This is a genomic window from Neptunicoccus cionae (genome assembly GCF_002860325.1).
GTDB lineage: Bacteria > Pseudomonadota > Alphaproteobacteria > Rhodobacterales > Rhodobacteraceae > Amylibacter > Amylibacter lutimaris.
The window spans coordinates 80,971-102,423 of record NZ_PKOJ01000009.1 but is presented as its reverse complement, the minus strand read 5'-3'; the positions used below and the strand labels follow the sequence as shown (position 1 = coordinate 102,423).

Sequence of the window (21,453 nt, the reverse complement as noted above, 5' to 3'; positions counted from 1 at the left end):
GACGTTAGAAAAATAATCAAGTAGGGAATACGCGCTATCCCAATCCGTGTCTCGCGGTCAGTAAGACTTTGGAAGTCCTAGCGCTTTTTCAGCAATGAATGATAACAACATCTGCGGCGTCACAGGTACAATGCGGAACAAGAGCGCTTCTCTGACCAGACGCTCCACGTGATATTCCTTTGCGTAACCGAATCCGCCAAAGGTGATCTGTGCGGCCTCGGTCGCCTCAACCGCGGCGTCGGCGGCCAATAGCTTGGCTGCGTTCGCCTCGATGCCGCAGGGCTCCCCCGCATCGTAAAGGGCGGCGGCGTGCATCACCATGAGATTGGCCGATTCCACCCGCGCCCAAGCCTGAGCGAGCGGATGCTGAACGCCCTGATTCTGACCGATAGGCCGGTCGAAAACCACTCGTTCATTGGCATATTGCGCCGCGCGGGTCAGAGCGTTGCGTGCGATGCCGATGCATTCGCCCGCCACAAGGATGCGTTCTGGATTCAGCCCATGCAGAATTTGCCGAAACCCCTTGCCCTCTTCTCCGATCAGGTCTTCGGCAGGTATCGGCAACCCGTCGATGAAGACCTCGTTCGAATCGACAGCCTTGCGCCCCATCTTTTCGATCTCTCGCACATCAACGAAATTACGGTTGAGATCGGTATAGAACAGGCTCAGCCCTTCGGTCGGGTTAGTCACATCCTCAAGCCGCGTTGTTCTGGCCAGAAGCAGCATCTTGTGGGCAACCTGCGCGGTCGAAATCCAGACCTTCTGACCATGCACGACATACCTGTCTCCCTGTCGCACCGCCATGGTCTTCAGCTTTGTGGTATCCAGCCCCGTCGTCGGTTCGGTGACGCCGAAACAAGCCTTTTCATCACCTGCGATCAGGGGGCTCAGCATGCGCGCGCGCTGTTCATCGGTCCCGAACTTCACCACCGGGTTGAGCCCGAAAATGTTCATGTGGATGGCCGAGGCCCCGCTCGCGCCAGCCCCTGACTCAGCAATCGCCTGCATCATGATCGTAGCTTCAGTGATCCCCAGGCCGGCGCCGCCGACCGCTTCAGGCATGGCGATGCCAAGCCAGCCGCCATCGGCCATTGCCCTGTGCAAATCATGGGGAAAACCACCGTTGCGATCCCGGTCCAGCCAGTAGTCATCGTCGAATTGTGCACAAATCCGCAGAATCTGGTCGCGGATTTCCTGTTGGTCGGTGGTCATTCTAAATGTCATGGCGTCCCCTTGCCTTCCAGTCTCACGAGTCCTGCCTCACAAAGGGCAGAGATTTGCTCATCGTCAAAACCAAGATCGCTTAGAATACTTCGGCTGTCTGCGCCGGGCGGTCGTCCCAGCCAGCGAAGTTCACCGGGCGTCGCGCTTAGATGCGGGATCGGACCGATGACCTGGGTCTGCTCGCCCTCGACCGATACGATGTCCCCGCGATGGCGTATCTGCTCATTGGTCGTGATCTCCTCGACGCTCAACACCCGAGAGGCAACCGCATCATGTCGTGCGAATACAGCCGCAACTTCTTCAGCGGTGTGCTGCGTGACGAAATCATTGATCGCGTCAAAGACCACCGCCATGTGCTGCGACATCTCGCCGAGTGTCTCGAACCGCGGGTCATCGGCCAAAGAGTCCCCTCCGACCGCGCGCAACAGGCGTTGCGCAGTTTCCGCGCTACCTGCCGAGACGGTCAGCCAAACCCCATCGGACGTGCGGAACATGCCCCCCGGCGCAAAGTCCATCGGCTGGCGCAGCCCGTTGCGCCGCGGTGAATGGTTCGCACCTGTCATTGCGGGAACAGGATAGTCCATCAATCGAAGCAGCGCTTCGAACACCGCAAGATCGACAACCTGACCCCGTACTATCCCCTTTTCGCGGGCAAACAGCGCAATCATGATTCCCAATGCGCCCATCAGGCCTGTCGTGCTGTCGGCCGCCGGAAATCCGGGGTGCATCGGCGGCCCGTCAGGGAAACCGGTCAGATGTGCTAAACCACTCATGGCTTCTGCCGCACGACCAAACGCAGGTACGTCCCGCATCGGACCTTCCTGTCCGTAACCCGAAACGCGCAGAACAATCAGATCTGGGTTCCACTCATGAAGGGTTTCCGGCCCGATACCAGCACGTTCAAGCACGCCCGGCCGGAAATTTTCGATAAGAACATCGGCACCTTCAACCAATTTGCGCAGGATGTCCCGGCCTTCGCCGGACTTCCAGTCTAGGCTCAGAATCTTCTTGTTGCGGCCCAGCGTCTTCCACCAAACGCCCGCTCCATCCTCTGCCTTGGGCCCGAGGTCGCGCATCATATCCGTTCGGTTGGGTGCCTCGATCTTGATGACATCTGCACCGAAATCCGAGAGCAAGGCTGCCGAAAAAGGTCCGGCAATTACGTGGCCAAGTTCGATGATTTTCAGGTGATCAAGGGGTCCAGGCATTCGTTCTCGCCGCCAGTAATCTAACATTTGTTAGAATAGTAGCCTCGTGGACGGCAAACCTCAAGACTTGAGATTGCGAAATGGGGGTCTGATGCCGCAGAGTGCAAAATAGTACGCTACAGCGCTTCGATCTAAGATTGAATAATTTGGTCTCTTTCTGCTCCCTTCGGTTGAGTGCGAGAAACGATAAGCCATGTATCAATCTAAAGTCGAAACGCTTCAGTTATCCAACGAGCGCTATTGAATTGCGCCGTTTGGACCATGGACTCTACTTCGAAACTCCGCACGAGCCGCCCTGGGATCGTCGGACTCCCGGAGCTTCGCGACGATTCTCTCCGGTTTTGTTTTTTCTGGGCCATCCCGCTATCCTCAAATTGGCTCGAAAACCTATTTTTGGGGAGGATCGTTGCGTCAGGCGGTCGCCGCTAGGCCGTCCGACTGTGTGTCCCGTTTCGGTGGCCGTATCCGGAACAGAAGCGCATAGAGCACCGGAACCGCGACGAGCGTCAGGACCGAAGCAAAGGCGAGGCCGCCCATGATCGTCACCGCCATCGAGGCAAAAAACGCATCGGGCAGAAGCGGAATCATGCCAAAGATCGTCGTGCCGGCGGCGAGCACCACAGGGCGAAGACGGCTGACTGAGCCGTCGATCACCGCCTTGTAATCGGGCACACCCTGTGCACGTAGAAAGTCGATCTCTTCGATGAGAACGATTGCGTTCTTCATCAACATTCCCGAAAGCGACAGGAAGCCGAGCAGGGCCGTAAATGTGAAGGGCAGACCGGTGAACAGCAACCCCAGGACCATGCCCGTCACGGACATTGGCACCACGAGCCACAGGATCAGCGGTTGGCGGACTTTGTTGAACATCAAAATCGAAATCGTCAACATGACCAGGAAGCCTAGGGGAAGCTGCTTGCCAAGCGACTCCTGAGCCATCTGCGCACTTTCGAATTCGCCACCCCATTCCATTGCATAACCGTCGGGAAGCGGGATGGATTCGATCTCGGTGCGGACGCTTCGGAAGGCCTCATCCGCGGTGAGATCGCTGCGGGCACCGCCGAGAGCGGTGATCGTCCGCTCCCGGTCGCGCCGGTGAATGAGTGCCTCGACAAGACGGGGGTCGAACCTTTCGACAAGGTTGGCCATGGGTACATAGGACCCTGCCCCATCGGACCACACCGATAGGTCACGAAGGCGGTCAACTCCGTCGCGTTCGCTCTCGGGAAGCCGGAGATGGATCGGAATCAACACGTCGTCCTCGCGTAGGTCGCCAACGCGCAGTCCGGACGTTCCATAGCGGATGGTATCCGCGATCGCTCCACGCGTTGCGCCAGCCAGCCGCATTCGTGCCTCATCGACGATGGGTTCGACGAGGATCTCACGCTGCCGCCAATTGGTGCGCGGATTGGTGATGGTTCCTGCCTCCTCGTAAATCCTCATCGCATCATCCGCGAGCTGGCGCAGGATGACCGGATCGGGTCCCGAAAAACGAACTGCAACATCGGCACCGGAGGGCGGTCCGAACACGATCTCTTCGACACGGATCAGAGCGTGGGGGAATCCGGCGGGCAAGTCCTGGTTAAGTCTGCTCGCGATCGTCGCGGCGTCCGCAACCCGGACGATGAGTTGGCCATAGCTGGCATCCGCCTGCTCGGGGTTGTATGTCAGCATGAATCGGCTTGCCCCGCGCCCGACGAGGGCCGTTACCCCGGTTACGGCATCCTCATCCATGAGAATCCGCTCGAGCCGCTGCATCTCTTCGTCGGTCGTGTTGATATCGGTTCCCTGCGGCATCTGGAACTCAACGTAGAAAATCGGCGTGTTCGAGGCGGGGAAGAAGGCCTGCTTGACCTGTCCGAAAGCCATAACGGACCAAACGGTGATGCCAATGATCGTCAGAACAACCGGAATGCGGACGCGCAGCGACATCCACAAAATCCCGCGATATGTCGCGTAGAACACGCCCTTGTAGGGATTATCCGAAATGTTTTTGGGGGTCTTGAGCAGCAGCTTGCCGAGATACGGCGTCACCGTGACTGCCAGGACCCAGCTTGTTAGCAGCGAGATGGCGATCACCGCGAAAAGCGAAAACAGAAACTCGCCCGTGGCGTCAGGCGACAGCCCGATACCGGAAAACGCCATGATCCCGATAACGGTCGCCCCCAGCAAGGGGATTGACGTGGCGCTTTCGGTCTCGGCAGCAGCGTCTTCTGCGCTTTTTCCTCGCGCCATGCCGATCACCATCCCTTCTGTGATGACGATGGCGTTGTCGACCAGCATCCCCATCGCGATGATCAGGGCGCCCAGGCTGATCCGCTCCATCTGTATCCCGAACACTGACATGAAGAACAGTGTAGAGAAAACGGTGAGCCCGAGGGTCGCGCCCACCACGAGGCCTGCGCGCCAACCCATGGTCAGCATCAGCGCACCGACCACGATCGCGACCGACTGTCCGAGGCTGACGAGAAAGCTTGAAACGGATTCGTCCACCACGACATGCTGCTCGTAGATCGGAATCATCTCGACACCTTCAGGAAGCCCCAACTTGAGCCGTTGAAGCCGTGCTGAAACCGCCTGACCGACTTCGACCACGTTTTGGTCCGTCAACGCGGAAACGCCAAAGGTAAATGCCGCCGTGCCGTTCTGCCGGATGATCTGGCTAGGCTGTTCGGCCGCCTCGCGGGTCACGCTGGCGATGTCGCTGACAGCGATCTGGCCGACATTTCCGGCCGTGCCCAGCCGCAGCTCCTCTATCCCTTCGGGGCTAATATAGCCCGGCGGAACCGATAGGCCGATCCGGGCAGGGCCCTCGGTGATCTCGCCGTTGGTGAACACCTGGTTTTCGTCTGCGAGAATGCCCAGGATCTGGGTCGGCGGAAGGCCCAGCATCTCGAGGCGTGCAGACGGGATCGAGATGGTAATTACCTCTTCGGAGAGGCCCTGAACCTCGACCTTGGCGACGCCATCGACAGTGACCAGTCCGAGCCGGAGCGTCGTGGCCAAATCCCTCTGCTCCGATGGGCTCAGACCTTCGGTCGTTACCGCATAGAACATGCCATAGACGTCGCCGAAATCGTCATTGATGATGGGCGGTAGCGCCCCTGCGGGAAGGTCCCCCTCCACGTCGCTGATGCGGCGGCGCATTTCGTCCCAAACCTGCGGGATCTCGTCCGGGCCATAGGTCATCTCGATCTCGACGGTGATCTGCGCCATGCCCGGCATCGACTTCGATTCCACCCGGTCGAGCTGCTTCATTTGCTGCAGCGCATTTTCGACGACGTCGGCGACCTCCTCTTCAACCTCCAGAGCCGTGGCGCCGGGATACGGTACGAAGATGAGCGCCGTTTTGAGCGTGAAGCTCGGGTCTTCAAGGCGACCGACCGTGTTCAGCCCCCAATAGCCGCCGAGGAGACAAAAGATGATGGTGAGCCAGACCGCCACAGGACGCTCGATGCTCGCTCGTGAGATGCTGAGTGCCATGGTTCTATTCTTGTCCTGTCAAAAAGAACGGGATCAGAGCCCCGAAACTGTCACGGTCTGATTGTCCCTGAGCCGCCACCAGCCACCGGAAACAACCAATTCGTTGCCCTTCAGGCCATCCAGAACGACAATTTCGTTGTCGATCGGAAGACCCAGACGGACCGCCCTGCGCGTGACCTGGCCGGACGTTTCTTCGTAGATCCAGATGGACGGTTCGGTTCGGCTCGTCGTATCCACCGCCGAAACCGGAACGATCACTGATTGCGGGGGATCTGCTTCTGCGGCGATGGCGATGCGCACATCCGCAGTCATCCCGGGCAGAAGACGCGAGTCGATATCACCCGTGATCGCAAGTTCCACGTCGTAGGTCTGCGCCGTCCGGTCGGCATCGGTCGCAAACGAGCGAAGCACCAGAGGCGCGGTGTAACCCGGAACAGCCGGAAAAGTTGCAACGATCTCGAAGGCATCGGGTGCCGACCGGGCAATGGCCGCAAGTTCCTCTGGCAGGGAGATCACCAGCCGCATCTCGCTGACATCCTGTAGACGCGCGACAGGCGCGGCCGACGTGACGTTGACGTATTCTTCAACGAAGGTGCGCGCCACAATCGCGTCGAATGGCGCGACGATTTTCGTTTGGGACAGGCGCCGCTCTGCCTCGCGGAGCGCGACTTCTGCCTGGACGAACTGCGCGCGGGCCGTGTCGAGGCGCGCGCAAGTTCGGAATTCGCCAGGTCGTAGGACGCCTGAGCCCGGTCGACGGCGAGTTCGAAATCGATTTGGTCGAGCTCCGCGATCACCTCGCCCTCGCGAATCGTGTCGCCGGGCTCAACCTAAAGGCGAATGATCTGCCCGGGTATCTGAAACGCAAGGCCCACCGTTCGAGCAGGTTCGACGCGGCCTGCAACGGTGCGAGACTGACTTACGACGCGATTGAGCGCACGGGTCACTTCGACCGTGACTGGTCGCTCCACGTTCGCTGCAGGCCTTGTATCGACTTCTGCCTCCAGGGTGTCCGTCGCGGTCTGGGTCAGCACATCGGTCAGGAACGGCGAAACAAACGGGACGGCAACGGCCGACCCGGCCGCTACCGCAATAACAAAAACGATCCGCTTCAAACTTCGTGTCTCTCTATTCGAGTTCATTAATCATGGCCCTCAATTGCTCGATGACGCGTCCCCTGAGATCCGCGCCACCGTCGGGAAGGCCCAGAAGTTTCTGGAACCGAAGTCCCTGGATCGCTAGGACGACAACCATAGCACCCGGAGTGTCTTGTGTGTCGGACAGGATACGCTCAAGGTCGCCGGTCAGTTCAGCCCGTAGCGGATCGAGCAGCCGCGGATCTGACGCGGCAGCCGCGAGAATCGCCATCGAGAGGTCGTCATCGACGGCTCTGGCTTGCACGATTGCTTCCAGGTGCCCACGCAGGGTGCGGGATCTGCGATCTTCCGGGACTGATGCCAGGCGTTCGCGATGTTCTGCGAGCATCTCATCAAGCAGCCCGGCAAGAAGCGCTCTCTTGGTCGGAAAATTGTATAAGACCCCGCCTTTACTGAGATCGGCCTCACGCGCGACGGCGTCGATCGTAATCTTTCCCGCGCCCTCTCTGTGCGCAATTGCCCGCGCAGCGCCGAGGATCCTCGGTGACGCATTCTTTGCCTGCATTTTGGATTGTATGGTCATTATTCACCGTCCATTCGGCAATTTTATTGAGAGATTTGGAGCACTGCCCCGTTGTCGGAAAGCAAGGTCAGTTCAGAGCTCTACTCTATGCCCGCCCCCCATAGAGTCGCAGGAATGCAGTGACTGCATCGGCCGCATGCTTGTCCCGCTCGACTCTCTTTTGCACGGCCAGCAGGCGTGGCATCAACAGTCCAGAAACGCAAAGATGTATGAAGTGATCCGCAACTCGCAGAGGATTGTCGATCTCAAGCGCGCCTTCCCGGGAAAGGCGTTCCAGAACTTTACTGATGAGTTCGCGTGCCCGTTTCGGTCCGGCACGAAAATACACCTCCCCGACCTCGGGAAGCATCTCGGTGGCACCGATACACGTCCGCAGAAGGCGGATGTAGGTTTCGTCCAGAACGAGATCGATCATGCGCAGGGCAAGTTTTTCCAACTGGGCGCGCGGCTCGGGACCTGCGGACAAGGGTCGGAGGATCTCTTCCGCAAGCCGACCGCATTCGGATTCCACGACGCTCAGAAACAGCTGCTCCTTGGTTGGGTAATAAGAATACATTGTTGCCTTCGACACTTTCCCTTCGGCGGCAATGGCATCGACGGTGGCGCCTTCATAACCGCACCGGAAGAAGACCTCGCGCGCGCCGAACAAAACCTCGGCCATTTTTCTCTCGCGCATCTCGCTCTTCCTGTCCTGTGCAGCATTGCGGGATTTCAAACTTGACTGTACCGTCTAGTCGGTACAGTAAATTGATTTTTTATGTGGCGGCAAGCCGCAAACCTGGGCGGATCGTTCGGAGTGAGTGCCGCCTGTCAGGCATACCCAACGCGGCTTTCAATTCGTCATGAGCTTCGGGCCGTGCTCCGTTCGCGGTGCTTTCTGGCGCGGGATTATTCCGCGAACAGGACGGACGTCATCATTCCGCCGAGCGTGCCGTCCCGTCGAAAGCACCCTCCGCCTCCCAGCGGCGTGCAATGGATCCAAGGGTGTCCAGCACACCGCGCAGCTCCGCGCCGCGTTCAGTCAGCCCGTATGTGACAGCGGGCGGGATGGTCATGGCCTGCTCGCGCCAGACCACGCCGGCATGTTCCAGCATTCTCAGCCTCTCAGTCAGGACCCGGGTGGAAATTCCAGGCACCAGCCGTTTGGTCGCGCCGAAACGCTGTGGACCCTGTTCGGACAGAACCCAAAGGATATAAATCGTCCAAGGTCCCGTGATAACACGCAGCAGCGCCTCCATCGGGCAGGAAGCTGGTTGGACGCTTTTCATTGTGGATAGCCCTCGCAGCCCACGAAAGTAAGTTACTTTTAAGTGCCTACTTTAACTGATGAAGCAAGGCACCTAATGATACTATATGGAAAACGGCAGCCTAACAACCCGCCGAAAACCGGGAGAGCGGCAGTGAGTGACAACGTGGCAAAATATGTCTACTGGATCGCGACCGGCCTTGTGGCGCTGGTCTATCTGGGTGCGGCGGCCTTCTACATCTCATCCCACGACATGGTCGCGGGCATGTATCGCGAGGTGTTGGGCTATCCCACATACATCATCTGGCCACTCGCAATTTTGAAGATCGTCGGTGCGGTTGTGATTCTCTGGCGCCCTTCGGCGGTGCTGGCAGATTGGGCCTATGCGGCAATGTTCTGGCATCTGGTGCTCGCCTTCGGGGCGCATGTGGGCGCAGGCGATCCGGGTTGGCCGCCGGCGCTGGCGACCTGGGTATTCCTGATCATCTCGTGGCTGACCGCCAATCGCGTGCGTGCGGTCAAGTCGGCCTATGCGCCGGCAGTTCCGGCAGCGCCAAACTGATCTGATGTGGAGTTGCCACGGCGCCGCCCATAGCCTCGGACTTTGGGGTACAAAAGGACGACAACATGACTGAAAAGCAGCCGACAGTGTTTGTTCCCCATGGGGGTGGCCCCTGTTTCTTCATGGACTGGAACCCGCCTGACGTCTGGGATCGGCACCGCAGATTCCTTGAGGACTTGCCTGCGAGCCTGCCGGCAAAGCCCAAGGCGCTCCTCGTGATCTCGGGCCATTGGGAAGAGCGGGTCTTTACCTTGCAGACCAACCCCGCCCCGCCTCTGCTGTTCGACTATCAGGGATTTCCGCAGCATACCTATCAGCTGACCTGGCCCGCGCCGGGCGAGCCCGCGCTGGCGACCCGCGTACGCGCACTTTTGGAAGACGCGGGATTCCAAACCGGGGCCGATGCTGCGCGTGGCTTCGATCACGGGGTATTCGTTCCACTAAAGGTGGCTTTTCCTGAGGCCGACATCCCCACCGTCCAATTGAGCCTGCGCGACGATCTCGACCCCGAGGCGCATCTTGCCGTCGGTCGCGCGTTGGCGCCCTTGCGCGACGAAGGGGTGCTGATCATCGGATCCGGCAATACCTATCACAACATGGGCAAGATGATGCGGGCGATGAGGGGCGGACCGGACGGCACGGTGAACGGCGGAGACTTTGACCGATGGCTCACGAGTGCGGTGACCCATGAAGACCCCGCAGTGCGCCATGCCATGCTGGCCGAGTGGGATCAGGCGCCCGGCGCACGCGACGCCAATCCGCGCGAGGAACATCTGATCCCGTTGCACGTCGTGGCCGGGGCTGCGCTTGCGGATCGAGGGGAAAAAACCCTCGAGGACCACGTGTTGGGCGCGGTCGAAAGCGCGTTTAGATTTGGATAGGACCAACCATGAGCTTCGAACTTCCCCCGCGGCAGGGCCCGCGCCCCGACACCACCGATTGCGCCCCGCATGAGCAGGTGTCGCAGAACTCCTCGGCAGAGATCCACGCATTTTTCAAGGAGAAGGCCTTCGCCCTGCCCTTCGTCGAGCGCTGCCGGTCGGGCATCTCGGTGCCTGGCGCCGAAGCACTGGTCTTGCCGGTGGCGCATGCCTGCGGCCCGCGTGAAGCCTTCATGATCGGACGCGAATTTGCCCATGTGCATCCCTCCTATGACGGTTCGTCGCACATGATGCTGCCGCTGGCGGCGGTCGAGGAACTCATCGCCAAAGGCTGGGGCGAACCGCACCCGATGGCGTCGGCCGGACACATCCCGGCCAATGCGGTCATGGCGTTTGCGCCGCGCGATGGGTCAGAGGTCGACGTCATGATCAAAATCCTGACCACGAGTTGGGACTTCGCCCGCGGCAAGCTGGCCAACCCAGCGCAGGTTCACATCCACGGCTGACTCTCTCTCAAAGAACAGGAATACGCCCATGGCAAGCTTTCAGAACGGACCATTTATTGTCACAGGCGCCTCCGGCCAGCTTGGACGCCAGGTAATCGATCAACTGATCGAGGCGGGCGCCGGTCCGATCATCGCGGTCACGCGCAACGCCGACAAACTCGCCGAGTTTAGGAACAAGGGGGTGGATGTTCGCCAAGGCGATTTCATCGCGCCCGAAACACTGGGTCCGGCCATCGCGGGCGGCAAGCGGATCCTGATCATCTCCCCCGACGATCTGGAGCCGGGCAAACGGCTCGCGGCTCATTCCAATGCGATCGCCGCCGCACGCGAGGCGGGTATTGACCACATCGTCTATACCTCGCTTGCCAGCCCGGTACCCGAAAGCCCCATCACTTTCAGCAAGGATCATCAGGACACCGAGAAGCTGATCGAGCAAAGCGGCGCCAGCTACACGATCCTTCGCAACAACCTTTACACGGATCTGTTGCTTATGAGCGGACCGCAGGCGATCGACATGGGGCAGCTCTTTGCCGCGGCAGGGGACGGACGGGCGAGTTACGTCACACGCGCCGACTGCGCCCGCGCCGCCGCTGCCGCGCTGATGAATGCGACCGACCGCGAGGTCCTGGACATCACCGGGCCCGAATCCACCGGCCAGGCCGATATCGCGGCGCTATTGTCGGACATCGCGGGCACGGACATCCCCTACGTTCCGATGCCGGCCGAAGACATGGTTCAGGAGATGATCGCAAATGGCCTGCCCGAGTTCATGGCGCGTGTTTTCGCCTCTTTCGACCAGGCAACCGCCGAAGGCTACTTTGATGTGGCCAGCGACGATCTCAAGACGCTCACCGGCAAGTCTGGACAGTCGGTTGCCGATTTCCTGACCGAAAACCGGGCGGTGCTTCTTCGGGCGCCGCAGTAACTATAGAGGCGGACAAAATCATGAAACTCTACAACGCGAATTTCTCGCCCAATGCGCTGCGTGTGCGGGCGGTGGCACACGAACTGGGCGTGGACCTCGAAATCGTCCAGGTCGACATCCGGGCCGGGGGCAACCGCGCGGCGGAATTTCTCGCTCGCAATCCCAATGCAAAGGTGCCCGTCCTGGAGGACGGGAATTTCGTGCTTTGGGAATCCCGGGCAATTTGTGCCTATCTGGCGGGGCTTCGGCCCGAGGCGGGCCTCTATCCTGAGGGCCGCAAGGCGCGGTCCCTCGTCGATCAATGGACCTGGTGGCAAGCGATCCACCTTGGCCCGGCGATGCAGAAATTGTCCTTTGAGCTGTTTCTCAAAGAGAAATTCGGCATGGGCGATCCCGATCCGACTGTGGTCGAAGCGGAACGAAAAGCCACAGATCAGTTCCTTGCCGTTCTGGAAACCGGACTCGACGGCAAGGACTGGATCGCAGGCGCACTCAGCCTTGCCGACTTCTATCTTGCGACCACCTTCATGTATCGCGATCAAGCGGGGATTTTACTGGACCAGTACCCAGGAGTTGCGAGTTGGATCGACCGGCTAGAAGCGCGTGACAGCTGGCAAGAGGCTGTGGCACCCCTAAGGGCGCTTTTCCGCTGACGTCGTGATCCAGGGGGTAACATACCCCTGACGAGTGCCGAGGTTGACGATACGGTCGGCCGTTGTCATCGCTTTGATCTGATCGTGGGTCAGAAAGTCAACTGACCTAGCCTCCCGATCAGGTCATCCAGTTCGCGGATCATCCGCTCACCTGACAGTGAGCGATCCACCACAGTGGCCGCCAAGGCTTCGCGCGTGCAGTCATCCACGATGCACAACACACGGAACCTTTGGCCATTAGCAAAGGCATCGGACACGAAGTCCAACGACCAACGCTGATTGGCGCGATCCGGCACTAGGATGGGCCTGCGCGTACCCAGTGCGCGTTTGCGTGATCACCTGCGGCGCACGGCCAGCCCTTCCTCGCGATAGAGACGGAAAAGCTTCTAATGGTTCACTTCAAAACCCTCTCTGGCCAAAAGGATGCCCTAACTACGATATCCGAACCGGCGACGTTTATTCGCCAGTTCCCGCAGCCATTGGCGCAGGGCGTGGTCGCTCCGATCCTGATTCCGATATGACTGGGAGTTCCATAAGTCCTTGATCCAGGCCTGTGGGTCACAAAATCTGTTGTCGCTTCATGCAGTTCTTTACGAAAAATATCTGCGGTACCAGATGTTGGTTCTTACATACCGTGGGCAAGAAGCCGTGGAAGAACATCGAAAAAGGCCTAGTCCACATGCTTGCGGCCTTCTGACGTTCTGCGAACTTGGCTGGCATGACCCCGGGTCCGACGCGGATAGCGGACTTAACTCTTGCTGCGGGTCTTAGGCGCGCCGCTTTCGCCCGAGAAGTATTCGTCCCAGGTGCGCCCGAGTCATGCGCACTCTTGGCCAAGAGCCAACTTAACATATGCTTGCTTATACGTTTTTGAGCCGTCACCCCGGCAGATACTAAGCTGCAATCCGCCACATCCGGAACCGCCCCTGCCCTGTAACCTCGCGGATCAAGCCTTTCTTTTCCATCCACGCGAGGTTTCGTTGCACCGCCGCGCGACTGGCACCGATCTGAGTCTCAGCCATCGGCGCGGACACCAGAGGCCATTCCGCGAAGAGAGTTAGCAAAGCAGGAGGCGTCTTGCCTGATAGTTTCGCCATTTCGCCCTCTGCCTGAACCGTCCAAGTCTCAACCAAATCCAAATGCCGCATCGCCGTTAGTATCGCGCTGTTCATCCCGTCCAACCAGCGGGCCAAGCGTTCAGGTGGCACGCCCGAGGCCCGCAGCCCCCCTGCCCCGCCCATGGCCAGCGGAGCAAAGATGGCTCCATTGCCGTCGCTGGCCGCGATCCTGCCAGCAGTTACAGCGGCCTCAATACGGTCTCCATATTGGCCGAGGCCAGCCAGACTCCAGAGGTGAAACCCCATGCAAGCGCTCGTGATCGGGTGGAGGTCAACCGCTGCTGTCATCACGTCCAGCCAGCTCCCTGCACGCTCGTCAAAGCGCTCGGCATTGTTCTCGAACTTCTCAGGATCACGCCGATTCAGGAAGGACGCCAAATCTACCATTGGCTCCGGACCACTTGTCAGGCGTCGCACGGCCCATCCGGCCCGGGCCAGTGCTTCCGAGTCATCCTGCACTCCAGACAAACGCATGGATATCCAAAGCGCCAGCCGATCGGGGCTCACACGATCGCCTGCGAACCAGCTGAGATCCGCCGCCTCTATTAGAGCCAGTCTGTGCCGCCAGCCCTCCGGGCCGCGCAGCAACCGGTCATCCAGAGCACCCAGGCGTCCAGCCACCTTTGCCAGCCGCGCAGTATGAGCACCCTCTGCCTTTGCCCAATCTTCGATGACCACGGTATCAGGCGGTTCCGCCCGCGGCCCGGGAGGCAGATCATCCGGTTCTTCTTCGAGCGGCCCGGGCAGAAACCAGAGGTCTTCTTCGTGAGCCTCTTCATCCCCCTCGGTAATGATGAGAGGGTCATCGAAATCATCACTAAAAGTAGATGCTTGCGGCTTCATGTGTGCAAAATACCAACTTTATGCACATTACCCAAGCGATTTTGTGGCCATTGCCCATGCTCTTTACATAGTATTCGCGGGCGACTGCCGGAGGAACCTCTCTGATCGCGTTCAGGATAAGGAAACCAAGGGGTTCTGCACCAGCACGACGAGAGAGCACTCTCTTGCATTCGTTTACAAACGGTCGTTTAGTAACGGTATATGAAATTGCAAACGGCCGATTTTCATGCCCCTGATAGGCTACGCCCGCGTATCGACAGAGGATCAGACCCCCCTGCCCCAGTCTGAGGCCCTGCAAACTGCGGGCTGTGCCGAGATCTTTGAAGAGCACGCCTCAGGCGGCAATCGTGCCCGGCCGGTGCTTGCCCGCTTGCTGGAGCGCATTAGCAAGGGCGACACGCTGGTTGTCGTACGGATCGACCGGCTCGCACGGTCTCTGTCGCACCTTCTCGAGGTGATCGAACGGTTGGAGGCCAAGGGGGCGTTCTTTCGTTCCATTCAGGACCCGATCGACACCGGATCCCCGCAAGGCAAGTTCACGCTGCAGGTTCTGGGCGCCGCGGCCGAGTTCGAGCGGTCGCTGATCCGGGAACGTACCAAAGCAGGGCTGGCGAGCGCCCGTACCAAGGGCCGGGTCGGCGGGAACCCTGGACTGCGGGCCAAAGACCCTGCTGCTCTTCGCAAAGTACGGCTGGCGCGACAAGACGGCTACATGGAGCGTCTGAACGAGACGGCACAAGATTGGGTGCCCCATGTGCGCCGGTTGCGACCCGACTTGGCCTGGGAAGACGTGGTGCGCATCATCAACGGCCCCTTGCCCGAGGCGCGTCGCTGGACCCAAAGCCGTCTCTTGCGCGCTGTGAAGGCCTATGTCGGCGACGGCTTCCTGCCGGCCGAGGTGCTAGCCCGCGCCGGGCGCCGCGAAACCGACGACCGTCTGCCCGCCATCGTCGCCGGCATCAAGGGCGCGCACCCCGACATCACGCTTCAGGCGATCTGCACCCGGCTGGAAGCGATGCGCGAACGCACGCCTCGTGGCCGAACAAGATGGCAGCCGTCTTCGGTGAAAATGCTGTTGGAGCGGGCGGAACGACTTGGCCTCATGCCGTACGAATCGAGCCAAAATCAGATGTAGCTTCTGACCCGAATCCAAAAAATTTCACCGGGAGAAAACTCCGCAGGAGGCAGAAAGTGCCATTAGTTGCTTGGGGTTAGCTGCTAATGTGCCAACTCAACAGAGTAGCGGCTCGATTTGGTTAGATCTGCATTTAATATATCTATATCAATGACTTGCTGAGTTTTTTACACGACAACACCTATAGGTGTTGTGGATAACTTTCACACTACATTTAGATTCTTCTTGCCGGACTCACTGGATCGTGGCATTCCCATTCTGACGGCAAAACGCGTCAGACACGCTGTACACCGTCAGAATGACTAAGAGCCTCAACAGAGGCCGAGAGTGGGCGGCAGGACATGGATGATCGTAACATTGGATACACGCAAGGCATAGGCTCTTCCGATATCGGAGCATTTGCCGACAATCTGGCTGAGTCTTTGGATCGCCAGATGAAGATCGCTTTCGAACCCGAAGAACGAAAGTCCCTACGTCGCTTCAGTTCCACCGAAGTCGCCGGCCTCCTGCGCGTAAGCACATCTAACCTGCGCAACCGGCACAAGGACGGCAGCTTCCCGGAAGTGCATACAGACAACCGCGGACACCGGTTCTACACAGCCCAAGAGATTGATGAGTTGCGCGATGTTCTTGGACGCACTGGAAAGAACGCAGAAAGCTACCGCCCAGGTCGACGTGATGGCGATCGTCTCCAGGTGATATCCGTCGTCAACTTCAAAGGCGGCTCATCAAAGACTACTGCAACGATTCATCTTGCGCAAAGGTATGCCTTGCGCGGTTACCGCGTGCTGGTCCTAGACCTCGATCCGCAAGCAAGTTTGACCACGTTTTTCGGCTTTCGGCCCGAGCTTGAGTTCGCCGATGGCGGCACAATCTATGATGCTTTGAGATATGAGGACCAAGTTCCTCTCTCGAACGTCATCCAAAAGACCTACTTCCATAAGCTCGACATGGTGCCCGCCGGTTTGATGCTCTCGGAGTACGAAACCGAGACCGCAAACGCTCTCGCCCGTCGCGTACAGCCCATCTTTGCAGAGCGCCTCGCCTTGGCGCTTGAAGAGGTTGAGGCAAACTACGACATCGTCCTGATCGACTGCCCGCCTCAGCTTGGGTTTCTAACCCTGACTGCGCTGGCAGCCTCGACGGGGCTTTTGGTTACCGTGGTACCTGGCATGCTTGACATCGCATCCATGAGCCAATTCCTGAAGCTTGCTTCAGAAACGGTCAAGGCCGTGGAGGAAGCCATCGGTCGGCGTGTCACATGGGATTTTGTCAAGTTCCTGATTACCAGATATGAACCGTCGGACGGTCCGCAGACCCAAATGGCAGGCTACCTGAGATCAATTCTGGCAGGTCAGGTCATGACAGAGCCAATGCTGAAGTCTACGGCGATCTCCGACGCGGGGATGACCCAGCAGACCGTCTACGAAGTCGATCCAAGCCAATTCATCAGAAAGACAATTGATCGCGCCCTGACCAGCGTGAATGGCGTTGGCGATGAGCTAGAGCAGACGATCCAAATGGCATGGGGGCGTCGCTGATGGCCCGAAACATCTTCAACCAGCCTCCAAGGAATGAGACGGAGAGCGGAGCCCCCTCCCCTACCCCGCCAAAAGCGGCAAAGCTGCCGGGATCTGTTGGAGGATTGCGCGACTCTTTGCGCGAGATCACAGCAAACTCGATTCGCGATATCGAACCCGATCAGATTGACATGGATGGGCTGCGCGATCGGTTGGTGCTGGAAGATTCCAGTATCGATGAGTTGGCCGAGAGCATTCGCAAGCATGGCCAACAAGTGCCCATCATGGTCCGTCCATCAGCCCAACCGGACAGATACCGCATCATCTACGGCCGCCGCAGGCTTGCGGCGATCCGTAAGGTCGGTGGAACGGTCAAGGCAATTGTTCGAACCTTGGACGATGACGCATCTCTGATCGCTCAAGGCCAGGAGAACAACCTCAGGCTTGATCCGTCTTTTATAGAAAAGTCTCTTTTTATCAAAGAGATGCAAGAATCCGGGTACAAACCCGGTGTCATTCAAGATGCTCTAGGTCTGACCCGGCAAGGCGTATCCAACCACAGGGTCGTCATAGAACAACTGCCAGACGGTCTTGTTCAACTCATCGGGCCAGCACATGGGATCGGACGACGGCAGTGGGGTGATCTAGCTGCCTTGTCGGTGAAGGTAGATTTGGTGGACATCGCCAAAGAGGCGCTCGCCGCCCTGCCCGACGACACTCCTAGTTCCGAAAAGTTCCAAGCGGTCTATTCGGCTTGCTCGAGCAAAGCACGTAGCGACAAGAAGCCGCCCAATCGTGGGCTGACTTCGGTCATCAATGATGAGAACGGCAGTTCATTGGGCACGCTGACAATCGATGAGAAGGCGATCGCGCTCAAGGTCACCAAGAAGGACAATCCAGAATTCGGCCAATGGCTCGAAGAGCACGCGGAAGCTACGCTTTTGCAACTCTTCGTACAGTGGCGGAATGAGAGAGGCTCTGGGTCCTAACCCAGGCCACACAGAGCAACACGAGCAGAGGAGAAAAGCGAAGACCCGAAAGAAAAGAGCCCCCCAAAGTTTCCCTTGGAGAGCCCTCATCATCTGATTAGCATCTTTGATGTAGCAACCTCCAGCATACCGGTCAAGAGTCACCGATTCGGTGGACTGATATTTTTTGCCTTTTTCCACGAAAATTCGAGGAAAGAGACGGGGAAGTTGTGGGCCGAACGGTCGTCGTGAACAAGCCATGGCATTTACAAAACTCTCGATCGAAGCCGCAGGTGCTGATGCAACCCGCGGCTCATTTCCCCCATCTGAAACCGACGTCTGGACCATCTTCAGAGCCCTGAGAGATGCACGCAGCGTGTTTGGTCTACGTCCTGGCCACATACAGACACTTCAAGCAATGCTCAGTTTTCTGAAACCTGGCCATGGCGAAACGGTTTTTGCGTCTAACAATTCACTTTGCCAGCGCGTTGGCGGAATCGACGAACGGACACTCCGGAGGCACATCAACCGCTTCGTTGAACTCGGATTCATCAAGCGCAATGACAGCTCGAACCGAAAGCGCTACCGCGTTCGCTCATCCGGCGGGGAGTGCATCAGCTATGGATTGTCTCTCACCCCCCTGCTCCAACGTGCGAGCGAGCTTATAGCCATCGCGCAAGAGATGGAGAATAACCGGCGAGATCGGATATTTGTCCGCAAACAGATCCTTACAAAGCTCGCCCATTTGGAAGAGCACGATCCTAGCAACGCATTCATCAACCACGCACGGAAAGCTCTACGCAGGAAGCTGAGCCTCCCCGAATACCACGCTCTGCTCGCCAATACAGATGCAGAATGCCAGAGTTTGTCTACCCCGGATGACCCGCCTGAAACTATGGAATTGCCCGCCAATGACGGACAAACTGTCCGGCATCAATTTAAGTCTGAAGAAGAAAAAAAAGATTTAGATAGCAACATAGGCCTTGAGGCCCTGAAACCAGACTTGCTGACCTCAGTCTGCGATCAGGCGACATCGTTCTCCACAGAGAGACTTAGAAACTGGTTGGACATTGAAAACCATGCTCGAACACTTGCACCCATGATGGGCATTCACCCAGAGACTTTCGAGAAAGCCAAGAATGCTGTAGGAGCTCAGAAAGCCTCATGCGCGATCTTCATCATGCTACAGCTTGGAAAACGCATCAGGGATTTTGGAGCGTATTTTCACAGTATCACCCTGGGTCAAAGACAAAACCAATTTGATCCATTAGCTTTGATCAAGCGACTGTCCGAAAACAATGAGCGAACTGTCTAATGTCCACCGCGGTGGACTTCGAACGAGAAGCGGCGCTTGTGGCAACCAAAACTGTCCAAACGCACCTAAGGGCGCGTGGTGGTTCTTCGGTTTATCTCAGACCAGCAGATGTCCACCGCGGTGGACAAGTGACACACGAGCAAGCCTTGATAAACATCTGGCCGCCCATGGAAGAAATCGACGTCCAGGCATTACGCCCTAAATGCCTAAAGTTATTGTGGGAGGTCACCCTCTCCAAAGAGGTTTGGAAAGAGCCGCTCTCGATAATCCAACGGAAACGCCAACCGAACCGGCGTCTTCGGCGAGGCAGACGTCAGGTATCCAGCGGCGGTCAGTTTACTCAGCGTGTTGCGAGCAGTACGCTCGGACGTCTTGAGGACAATCTGCGCATCGCCTCGTTCCAGTGCCCCATGCCGAAGAACCGCCGAGATTAGTTCCGGCGCTCGCTTATCATCGATGGTATCTGCAACAAGACGACGATACCGTTGGTCCAACCCGCCGAGATCGAACAATCTTGCTGAGAAGGTGATCTGGTCGAGCGTCACCTTTAGGAACCATTCACTAAACGTCTTCAGTGCCGCTTCTGACAGGTTCCCCCGTCCGTCGCGGTCTCCGCGGCGTGGACTGTCGGCCAGATCCATCATCCGTTTGTACTCGCCCCGATCGGTTAGCCCGCGGGCCAGCCCACGTGATACGGACCAGAGCCCTTGGCCACCAATGCCCGCTGTGAGGGCCATGGCATGAGACATCAGTCTGCTGACACGACCGTTACCATCCGGGAAAGGGTGGATGTAGTTGAGCCGGTGATGCGCAGAGGCGATCGCGATGATCCGTCCGCTCGAAGACCGCGCCGCAATCTGAAATCGTTTGTCGAAATGGTCCATGAATGCCGCGACGCGCGACGATGAAGGAGGTAGGTGGCGCCCGACCGCAATTTCCCGATCATCATCCTGGCGCATGCGTCCCGGAACGATGGGCTCTTGTGTGCCGTCGGGATGTTCGATGACCCGAAACTCATCCGGCATCTCGTCGTAGAAGCTCTTATGGACCCAAGTCAGGAATTCGACGGATGTGGGGCGGGGCAGGGTGCCCTTGCGATGCATCTCGTCGATGGCCCGTTGAACGATGACGTGCGCCCGGGCCTCAAGGGCGAGGGGACGGGTTTCTTCCTCAAGCTCGGCACCAGCCAGCGCCCTTTCGATGTCGCGGGGGCGCGTGTTGTGTCCTTCGATCAGGTTGGAGTAGTAGCAGTTCATCACACGGACGAGATCGGCAAGTTCGGCTGCGCTGTCATGATGCAACCCTTGTCCCAGCCCGGTGGCTTCCCTCTGGATGTCGACCGAAAGGTCTGCCAGTTCTGTGGGAATATGCTCCTCGAAGAAGCAGGGTTCGATCCTGGCGGGTGTTTCCAGCATTTTTGCCGATCTTCCATGTTTGCAAAGTATCTGAAAAATAAACACATTTCGTACTTTCAAGCAAGGTTTTGCCGATATGCGTTGCCGATCTTGCCTGCCGATCTGAAATTGCTGCATGAAATCAATGGCTTCGGCAGATGGGCCGGGTTTCAGTTCTGTTGTGTGCAGAAAGGGCCTGGGAAAAGAGAAAGTGTTCTTCGGGTTTTGTGACTGCCGGATGAGGGCCTTTGGGGTCCCTCGGATGGGTCCGGGCCGGGTTCCGGTCTGCCGTTCCTGACGAAGGGCATTCCCATGCAAACAGGTGTCTTGCGCGTGTTGCGCGCGACCGCTGCCTCGTGGTGGCGACACAAGGAACTACGCCGAACCGGCCAGACGGCGCTGGCACAGCGGCTCGAACGCCAGACCGTCCTGCGTGATCTCGGCTATCTGAAGCAGGCGGCGTCATTGCCAAACGCGCATGTGATCTGCGGGGAGGGTGGGACGTTCCTCCATCTCGGTTGGACCACCGTTTCAACCTTCGCGCCGATCGAGCGCTTTCCCCTGGCCACTCTTGCGGTCGCACGAGGGACCCCGTTCATCGATATCCGACACATCAGTGCCGTCATCGCCTTCGCGAACTTGCCGTGCGTGGCGCGGGACGGATCGGCCGACCCTGACCCTTGCGGTCCTGGCAGGTCCGTCTCGCTGACCACCTACATCGACATGGTCGAAGGGCTCGGCGCGAGGATCCTCAACGATCCGCGGCCCCGTCAGTCAGCCTGATCACCATTC

General features: G+C 58.6%; 20 protein-coding genes and 2 pseudogenes. 11 read left to right on the top strand and 11 right to left on the bottom strand.

What is annotated here, in order from left to right:
* Positions 1–57 precede the first annotated feature (57 nt).
* The 8 genes and pseudogenes from C0U40_RS18185 to C0U40_RS18155 all read right to left on the bottom strand — a co-directional run bounded on the left by C0U40_RS18185 (position 58) and on the right by C0U40_RS18155 (position 8,863).
* Positions 58–1,224: an acyl-CoA dehydrogenase family protein gene (locus C0U40_RS18185; RefSeq protein ID WP_180957746.1), complete on the bottom strand. Its 1,167-nt coding sequence runs from the start codon at positions 1,222–1,224 to the stop codon at positions 58–60.
* A complete protein-coding gene (locus C0U40_RS18180) occupies positions 1,221–2,432 on the bottom strand; it encodes a CaiB/BaiF CoA transferase family protein (RefSeq protein ID WP_101657225.1) in 1,212 nt (403 codons plus the stop codon). The genes C0U40_RS18185 and C0U40_RS18180 overlap by 4 nt, the downstream gene beginning before the upstream one ends.
* A gap of 411 nt (positions 2,433–2,843) precedes the next feature.
* A complete protein-coding gene (locus tag C0U40_RS18175) occupies positions 2,844–5,915 on the bottom strand; it encodes an efflux RND transporter permease subunit (RefSeq protein WP_101657224.1) in 3,072 nt (1,023 codons plus the stop codon).
* Between the two features lie 33 nt (positions 5,916–5,948).
* Positions 5,949–6,566: pseudogene (locus C0U40_RS20365) on the bottom strand (efflux RND transporter periplasmic adaptor subunit); the annotation flags it as partial.
* A gap of 179 nt (positions 6,567–6,745) precedes the next feature.
* Positions 6,746–7,030, bottom strand: coding sequence for a hypothetical protein (locus tag C0U40_RS20360; protein ID WP_286135102.1), 285 nt, complete (start codon positions 7,028–7,030; stop codon positions 6,746–6,748).
* Positions 7,031–7,043: 13 nt separating this feature from the next.
* Entirely contained in the window at positions 7,044–7,595 is a 552-nt protein-coding gene (locus C0U40_RS18165; RefSeq protein WP_036784097.1) for a TetR/AcrR family transcriptional regulator, read from the bottom strand.
* A gap of 85 nt (positions 7,596–7,680) precedes the next feature.
* Positions 7,681–8,271 carry a TetR/AcrR family transcriptional regulator gene (locus C0U40_RS18160; RefSeq protein WP_101657223.1) on the bottom strand — a complete coding sequence of 197 codons (591 nt, stop codon included), beginning with the start codon at positions 8,269–8,271 and terminating at the stop codon, positions 7,681–7,683.
* Between the two features lie 238 nt (positions 8,272–8,509).
* A complete protein-coding gene (locus C0U40_RS18155) occupies positions 8,510–8,863 on the bottom strand; it encodes a winged helix-turn-helix transcriptional regulator (protein WP_224556225.1) in 354 nt (117 codons plus the stop codon).
* 132 nt (positions 8,864–8,995) lie between these two features.
* On the opposite strand from C0U40_RS18155, the gene C0U40_RS18150 reads away from it, so the two are divergent.
* From C0U40_RS18150 to C0U40_RS18130, 5 genes are all read left to right on the top strand, one after another.
* Complete coding sequence (locus C0U40_RS18150) at positions 8,996–9,403, top strand: DoxX family protein (RefSeq protein ID WP_180957745.1); 408 nt, start codon at positions 8,996–8,998, stop codon at positions 9,401–9,403.
* 65 nt (positions 9,404–9,468) lie between these two features.
* The gene (locus tag C0U40_RS18145) at positions 9,469–10,284 is read left to right on the top strand and encodes a DODA-type extradiol aromatic ring-opening family dioxygenase (RefSeq protein ID WP_101657221.1); all 816 of its coding nucleotides are present in this window, start codon (positions 9,469–9,471) and stop codon (positions 10,282–10,284) included.
* An 8-nt stretch (positions 10,285–10,292) separates the two neighbouring features.
* The gene (locus C0U40_RS18140; RefSeq protein WP_101657220.1) at positions 10,293–10,790 is read left to right on the top strand and encodes a luciferase family protein; all 498 of its coding nucleotides are present in this window, start codon (positions 10,293–10,295) and stop codon (positions 10,788–10,790) included.
* A 28-nt stretch (positions 10,791–10,818) separates the two neighbouring features.
* Complete coding sequence (locus tag C0U40_RS18135) at positions 10,819–11,715, top strand: NAD(P)H-binding protein (RefSeq protein WP_101657219.1); 897 nt, start codon at positions 10,819–10,821, stop codon at positions 11,713–11,715.
* A 20-nt stretch (positions 11,716–11,735) separates the two neighbouring features.
* The gene (locus tag C0U40_RS18130) at positions 11,736–12,368 is read left to right on the top strand and encodes a glutathione S-transferase family protein (RefSeq protein ID WP_101657218.1); all 633 of its coding nucleotides are present in this window, start codon (positions 11,736–11,738) and stop codon (positions 12,366–12,368) included.
* A 101-nt stretch (positions 12,369–12,469) separates the two neighbouring features.
* Here C0U40_RS18130 and C0U40_RS18125 read toward each other — a convergent pair.
* Positions 12,470–12,883, bottom strand: a pseudogene (locus C0U40_RS18125) (IS3 family transposase); the annotation flags it as partial.
* A 25-nt stretch (positions 12,884–12,908) separates the two neighbouring features.
* Between C0U40_RS18125 and C0U40_RS20480 the strand changes: the two are divergent.
* Complete coding sequence (locus C0U40_RS20480; protein ID WP_369824838.1) at positions 12,909–13,139, top strand: hypothetical protein; 231 nt, start codon at positions 12,909–12,911, stop codon at positions 13,137–13,139.
* 122 nt (positions 13,140–13,261) lie between these two features.
* Here C0U40_RS20480 and C0U40_RS18115 read toward each other — a convergent pair whose 3' ends face one another.
* Positions 13,262–14,329, bottom strand: coding sequence for a helix-turn-helix domain-containing protein (locus tag C0U40_RS18115; protein ID WP_101657217.1), 1,068 nt, complete (start codon positions 14,327–14,329; stop codon positions 13,262–13,264).
* A 226-nt stretch (positions 14,330–14,555) separates the two neighbouring features.
* Here C0U40_RS18115 and C0U40_RS18110 point away from each other — a divergent pair, with 226 nt between their 5' ends.
* From C0U40_RS18110 to repC, 4 genes are all read left to right on the top strand, one after another.
* On the top strand, positions 14,556–15,464 hold the full coding sequence (locus C0U40_RS18110; RefSeq protein ID WP_101657216.1) for a recombinase family protein: 909 nt from the start codon (positions 14,556–14,558) through the stop codon (positions 15,462–15,464).
* A 341-nt stretch (positions 15,465–15,805) separates the two neighbouring features.
* Complete coding sequence (gene repA, locus C0U40_RS18105) at positions 15,806–17,005, top strand: plasmid partitioning protein RepA (RefSeq protein ID WP_009807965.1); 1,200 nt, start codon at positions 15,806–15,808, stop codon at positions 17,003–17,005.
* Positions 17,005–17,973, top strand: coding sequence for a plasmid partitioning protein RepB (repB, locus tag C0U40_RS18100; RefSeq protein ID WP_024099295.1), 969 nt, complete (start codon positions 17,005–17,007; stop codon positions 17,971–17,973). Before repA ends, repB begins: the two co-directional genes overlap by 1 nt.
* A 238-nt stretch (positions 17,974–18,211) precedes the next feature.
* Entirely contained in the window at positions 18,212–19,267 is a 1,056-nt protein-coding gene (gene repC, locus C0U40_RS18095; RefSeq protein ID WP_101657215.1) for a plasmid replication protein RepC, read from the top strand.
* A 212-nt stretch (positions 19,268–19,479) separates the two neighbouring features.
* Here the strand turns inward: repC and C0U40_RS18090 are convergent, their stop codons facing one another.
* Positions 19,480–20,682, bottom strand: coding sequence for a Fic family protein (locus C0U40_RS18090; RefSeq protein ID WP_101657214.1), 1,203 nt, complete (start codon positions 20,680–20,682; stop codon positions 19,480–19,482).
* 291 nt (positions 20,683–20,973) lie between these two features.
* On the opposite strand from C0U40_RS18090, the gene C0U40_RS18085 reads away from it, so the two are divergent.
* On the top strand, positions 20,974–21,444 hold the full coding sequence (locus C0U40_RS18085; protein ID WP_101657213.1) for a hypothetical protein: 471 nt from the start codon (positions 20,974–20,976) through the stop codon (positions 21,442–21,444).
* Positions 21,445–21,453 lie beyond the last annotated feature (9 nt).